Source organism: Brasilonema octagenarum UFV-OR1 (genome assembly GCF_963888615.1).
Taxonomy (GTDB): domain Bacteria; phylum Cyanobacteriota; class Cyanobacteriia; order Cyanobacteriales; family Nostocaceae; genus Brasilonema; species Brasilonema sennae.
The window spans coordinates 1-4934 of sequence record NZ_CAWPKW010000217.1 but is presented as its reverse complement, the minus strand read 5'-3'; the positions used below and the strand labels follow the sequence as shown (position 1 = coordinate 4934).

Annotated in this window: 7 protein-coding genes; 2 read left to right on the top strand and 5 right to left on the bottom strand. The window is 45.0% G+C overall.

Features of this window, described 5'->3' with window-relative positions; all coding sequences use genetic code 11:
- Window positions 1–200: 200 nt before the first annotated feature.
- Window positions 201–2117: a bifunctional serine/threonine-protein kinase/formylglycine-generating enzyme family protein gene (locus AC5590_RS16350; protein ID WP_370460859.1), complete on the top strand. Its 1917-nt coding sequence runs from the start codon at window positions 201–203 to the stop codon at window positions 2115–2117.
- A 34-nt stretch (window positions 2118–2151) separates the two neighbouring features.
- Here AC5590_RS16350 and AC5590_RS16345 read toward each other — a convergent pair whose 3' ends face one another.
- From AC5590_RS16345 to AC5590_RS16325, 5 genes are all read right to left on the bottom strand, one after another.
- The gene (locus AC5590_RS16345) at window positions 2152–2637 is read right to left on the bottom strand and encodes a PIN domain-containing protein (protein WP_169268886.1); all 486 of its coding nucleotides are present in this window, start codon (window positions 2635–2637) and stop codon (window positions 2152–2154) included.
- Complete coding sequence (locus AC5590_RS16340; RefSeq protein ID WP_169268885.1) at window positions 2630–2881, bottom strand: UPF0175 family protein; 252 nt, start codon at window positions 2879–2881, stop codon at window positions 2630–2632. The genes AC5590_RS16345 and AC5590_RS16340 overlap by 8 nt, the downstream gene beginning before the upstream one ends.
- Before the next feature lie 103 nt (window positions 2882–2984).
- Window positions 2985–3185, bottom strand: coding sequence for a DUF6887 family protein (locus AC5590_RS16335; protein WP_169268884.1), 201 nt, complete (start codon window positions 3183–3185; stop codon window positions 2985–2987).
- Window positions 3182–3298 (bottom strand): DUF6888 family protein, encoded by a 117-nt coding sequence (locus AC5590_RS16330; protein ID WP_407650776.1) that lies wholly within the window; start codon window positions 3296–3298, stop codon window positions 3182–3184. Before AC5590_RS16330 ends, AC5590_RS16335 begins: the two co-directional genes overlap by 4 nt.
- Window positions 3267–3410 (bottom strand): hypothetical protein, encoded by a 144-nt coding sequence (locus AC5590_RS16325; RefSeq protein ID WP_169268882.1) that lies wholly within the window; start codon window positions 3408–3410, stop codon window positions 3267–3269. The genes AC5590_RS16330 and AC5590_RS16325 overlap by 32 nt, the downstream gene beginning before the upstream one ends.
- A 225-nt stretch (window positions 3411–3635) precedes the next feature.
- Here AC5590_RS16325 and AC5590_RS16320 point away from each other — a divergent pair, with 225 nt between their 5' ends.
- A complete protein-coding gene (locus AC5590_RS16320; RefSeq protein ID WP_169268883.1) occupies window positions 3636–4862 on the top strand; it encodes an acetate kinase in 1227 nt (408 codons plus the stop codon).
- The last annotated feature ends 72 nt before the right edge of the window (window positions 4863–4934 follow it).

The window sequence follows — 4934 nt, the reverse complement described above, 5'->3', positions numbered from 1 at the left end:
TCTTTCCCTCTCCTTTATAAGGAGAGGGATGCCCGACAGGGCAGGGTGAGGTTCCCAAGTCTCCTTTATAAGGAGAGGGATGCCCGACAGGGCAGGGTGAGGTTCCCAAGCTCGGCAAGAAAATGTACACTTTTATTACTCGCTAGCTTGTTCAGTAAGCAATTTGCCAAAATAAGACCATCGCATATTGAAAAAACCTGATGTTTGTGGGCAGAGTTCTCCGTAATTGCTACAAAATTGTCAGACTGCTAGGAAGTGGTGGTTTTGGTGATACTTATCTCGCAGAAAATTTGGATTTACCTGGACATCCATTGTGTGTTGTCAAACATCTTAAACCAAGAGACCCGAACCCAGATGTTTTACAAATTGCTAGACGACTGTTTGCAAGTGAAGCACAGGTTTTATATAGATTAGGTCATGAAAACAACCAGATTCCGAGACTGTTTGCTCACTTTGAGGAAAATGGTGAATTCTATCTGGTGCAGGAATATGTTGAAGGAAATGATTTAAGTAGTGAAGTTATAGCTGGTAAGAGGTGGAGTGAACAGGAAGTCACTCAACTTTTGCGAGAGATTTTAGAAATTCTAACACTTGTTCACAAGCAAGATATTATCCACCGAGATATCAAGCCGCAAAATCTCATGCGTCGTCGCCAAGATGGCAAGATCATATTGATTGACTTTGGTGCAGTCAAAGAAATCAGCACTTTAGTAAATATTCAAGGACAAACCAGCGCTTCAGTTGCCATTGGTACTCCGGGTTATGCGCCTAACGAACAAGCTGCGGGATATCCAAAACTATCGAGTGATGTCCATGCGCTGGGAATGCTGGCTATTTTTGCACTCACAGGTGTAAAGCCTTACGACTTGCCAAGAGATCCCACGAATGGCGAAGTCGTTTGGCGGAATTGGGCAAATGTTAGCGAGAGATTTGCTGATATTTTAACGAAGATGGTGCGCTACCGCTTTAGTGAACGCTATCAGTCAGCAGCAGAAGCGTTGTCAGCACTTCCAGCACCACCAAAACCAAAACCACAACGGACACCGCAGTCAAAATCACAACCAGCATCGCAGTCAACACTGCAGTCAACGCCAATACCGCGACGGCAAGTCATTCAATGGTTAGGGTTGATTGGAAGCGGAGTTGGTTTGGCTATTGTCGGAGAACAGCTTTTGCAAGGTGTTTTCGGACGGAAAGACGATGTTGTCGAGACAGCAACACCTTCTCCCAGCATAAGATCTGATATTTCTTCTACATCATCACCAACACCGAAACAATTAGCCACACCACCAAGCATATCCCTACAAACCGCGAAATTTGAAACTGTCACTGTTGATGCACAGGGAAAAATTAACAAGCGCAGCAACCGTCAGGCGAAATACTTTGTAGAAGACTTGGGTAACGGTGTCACCTTGGAGATGGTACAGATACCAGGTGGTACATTTATCATGGGTTCACCACCAGGGGAAAAACAAAGAGATTTAGACGAAGGACCACAACATCCAGTCACAGTTCCTGGGTTTTTTATGGGCAAGTATGAAGTGACTCAGGCGCAGTATCAAGCAATTATGGGTAACAACCCTTCCAAGTCTAAAGGAGAAAAGCGTCCAGTGGAAAAGGTCACTTGGGATGATGCTGTGGAATTCTGCAAACGCTTAAAGCAGAAGACAGGACGCACCTACAGACTACCCAGCGAGGCAGAATGGGAATATGCAGCTCGTGCAGGAACGACTACACCTTTCTACTTTGGCGAAACGATTACAACTGACTTAGCAAATTACAATGGAACGGATAGTTACGCCTCTGAACCAAAAGGTCAATATCGTCAACATACAACAGATGTGGGGATTTTTCGACCCAATGCCTTTGGTTTATATGATATGCATGGGTTAGTTTGGGAGTGGTGTCAGGATGATTGGCATGACACTTACCAAGACGCACCCACTGATGGTAGTGCATGGTTAACAAATGATAGTACAAAAGTACCAAAAATGCTTCGTGGCGGTTCGTGGAACACCGCTCCGCGGGCTTGCCGCTCGGCGGATCGCCTATGCCGATCCCCCGACGATCGTTACTACGACGAGTTCGGTTTTCGGGTGGTGTGCGTGGTTGCGTGAGGACTTCCTTGCCCTTTACACAACGCTTAATAATTTATTCCTCAACTAACAAGAGTGCTTGGTTCATCACCCGGTCAGATAAATACATCCCACACAAACGCAATTGTTCTAATACCGGACGCGCAGCAGGAATGACTCCTCTTTGTTTGGCGGTAAGAACGATACCTAATGTCCCCCGTACAGGAATACCCAAAGCACCAGCACAGCGACGAGCTGCTAAATCATCTAGAATTACCTCTGTACCAGGATTTACATACCCCCAAGTCAGTACAGCCGATTCCCCTGGACCCAAATCCCAACTTTGAATAACAGCAGGGACAGATGGTGTTTCTTGTACTACCAACTCTTCAGTATTTGTGAGAGCAACTGCTGTCACGTCTGTCTCCCCATATGCTTGAATTTCTGTTGCTACAGCAGCAGGTACAATTATGGATGAACTAATTATTCGTAACAAGTCAAGATAACCCCCCTTAGTTAAAAAAATGAGTGGGGAAGTGTTAATAGCAGGAATTTCAGCCACGGTTTAACTCGCGTTCTAAATCATCAAAGTCAACGGCAAAGACATCAACTTGTTCACGGGCGAGGGCTGCAATAAAGTCCCGGCGGTTTAACCCAGCAACTGAGGCTGCTTTTTCCATTGAGATTTCTCGCTTTTGATACCAGTAAATAGCAGCAGCGAGGCGCATTTCACGTACAAATTCTTCTGGGGGAAGGCGACGGGCGCTAAAAATTTCTTCGGGTAAGTTGATTGTGACTGACGACATAAATTCTGTCCTAAAATGCTGATAGCAATAGACGACACACGCCTGTAGTGATTAGGGGTTCGTTAAGTTTAGTAAGGGCGACTTGGATTTTTTGTAAGTTGGTTTAACTGTTGTCTTGCGATTGTCGTTTCGCTTCGATTAATTCTTCCAATCTGTAAGCCTCATCTACGGTGTAGAATTTTTGATTGGGTTCAGCGTTAATTTTGTTCATTAGCACACGAAAGGCTTCTGTATCATTGCGATGGTCTAACAAATACCGTTTAAGTTCTGACTTGCTCATTGCCATAAAATCAGGCTTACTCATTCGTCGTACCTCCATTTACCGTTACGAGTAATCACGATTCCAGTCTCTTCCCCTGCCAAGATATAAATATTTCCTGTCCGTTCATCCAATCGGACTATAAAAATGGGTAGCAACAACGTTGTCAGGTTTTGACTGAGGATAAAACAGGTTCTGTTCTTCCGTCCAATGAATTTCAGGGAAGATTCTCCCCCGACGTACTGTATGAGTAGACTTTGCTTCAGTCATGCGTTGGTTCTCTGTGTTTTCGCAATACCTATATTTTCCAGCATTTTTCACACTTGTTTACTTTTCCCTTCTCCCGCCGCAGGCGGTTCAAAGATGTATTGCAGGCAGATGCAAACTGCTAAAAAAAATATTCGCGACACAGCACATTAGACAGATGTTCCTCAAGCGACACCATCTGATAATTGTTAGTGCCATAACCACTTTAAAAATCAGTTTCTGCTGACTATGAAAATACTGGTACTAAATGCCGGATCGAGCAGTCAAAAGAGTTGTGTGTACGAAATTACGGGTAACACTCTCCCCGAAGAACCTCTCAAACCCCTTTGGGAAGCAAAAGTAGACTGGACTCACCAACAGGGTTTTGCAGAACTCGAAGTCAAAACAGCCAAAGGCGAACAATTACAAGAGAAAATCCCGGCAGACTCCCGAACTCAAGTTATGGCTCATATGCTTGATACGCTGTGCAAGGGTTCTACGCAGGTGATTAGTCAGCCATCAGAAATTGATGTGGTAGGTCATCGCGTTGTACATGGTGGACAGGATTACCGTGAGAGTGTGGTGATTACTGAGGAGGTGAAACAGGCGATCGCCCACCTTGCAACCCTCGCTCCTGACCATAATCCAGCTAACTTGGAAGGAATAGAAGCCATTGAGCAACACTGGGGAACACTCACCCAAGTAGCAGCATTTGATACTGCATTTCATTCTCATCTCCCTGATGCCGCAGCCATTTACCCCGGTCCCTACGAGTGGGTAGAGCAAGGTATCCGTCGCTACGGTTTTCATGGCATTAGTCATCAGTACTGCGCTAAGCGTGCGTCTCGCATCCTTGGTCGAGATTTAGCATCTGTGCAGTTAATCAACTGTCATTTGGGCAATGGTTGTTCTTTGGCAGCGATTCAAAACGGTCGCAGCATTGACACAACAATGGGGTTCACGCCACTAGATGGATTGATGATGGGCAGCCGTTCTGGTGCTGTTGACCCAGGGATTCTTATTCACCTGTTGCGGCAATCTGATAACTCTGTTGATGAGCTAGCAAAAGTGCTAAATAAGGCTTCTGGCTTACGTGGAATTTCTGGCATCTCTAATGATATGCGAGAAATTAGGGAGGCAATTTCCCAAGGCAATTCCCGCGCTCAACTGGCATGGGATATCTACGTGCATCGCCTGCGGTCTTATATTGGTGGAATGCTTGCTAGCTTAGGGGGATTAGATGCTTTAGTGTTCACCGGTGGTGTAGGCGAAAATAATCCTGAGATTCGCGCCGCAGCTTGTGAAGCTTTTGCATTTTTGGGACTAAAAGTTGACCATGAGAAAAATGCACACAAGCCTGTTGATATAGATATTGCCACTTCTGATTCTAGCGTGCGGGTATTGGTGATTCATACGGAAGAAGATTGGGAAATTGCTTGTGAATGTTGGCTACTGTTGGAAAAAAAGTCAGCTTGAGCGAAAACTTTTGTAAGTTATATCAAATCCGGGTAAATGCACATGGTATAAAAAACCCATAAACATTATAAA

Excerpts from the sequence above, each read along its gene's own strand:
- AC5590_RS16350 (WP_370460859.1), top strand. The coding sequence starts at position 201 with ATGTTTGTGGGCAGAGTTCTCCGTAATTGCTACAAAATTGTCAGACTG.
- AC5590_RS16340 (WP_169268885.1), bottom strand. The coding sequence starts at position 2,881 with ATGTCGTCAGTCACAATCAACTTACCCGAAGAAATTTTTAGCGCCCGT.
- AC5590_RS16335 (WP_169268884.1), bottom strand. The coding sequence starts at position 3,185 with ATGAGTAAGCCTGATTTTATGGCAATGAGCAAGTCAGAACTTAAACGG.
- AC5590_RS16325 (WP_169268882.1), bottom strand. The coding sequence starts at position 3,410 with ATGACTGAAGCAAAGTCTACTCATACAGTACGTCGGGGGAGAATCTTC.
- AC5590_RS16320 (WP_169268883.1), top strand. The coding sequence starts at position 3,636 with ATGAAAATACTGGTACTAAATGCCGGATCGAGCAGTCAAAAGAGTTGT.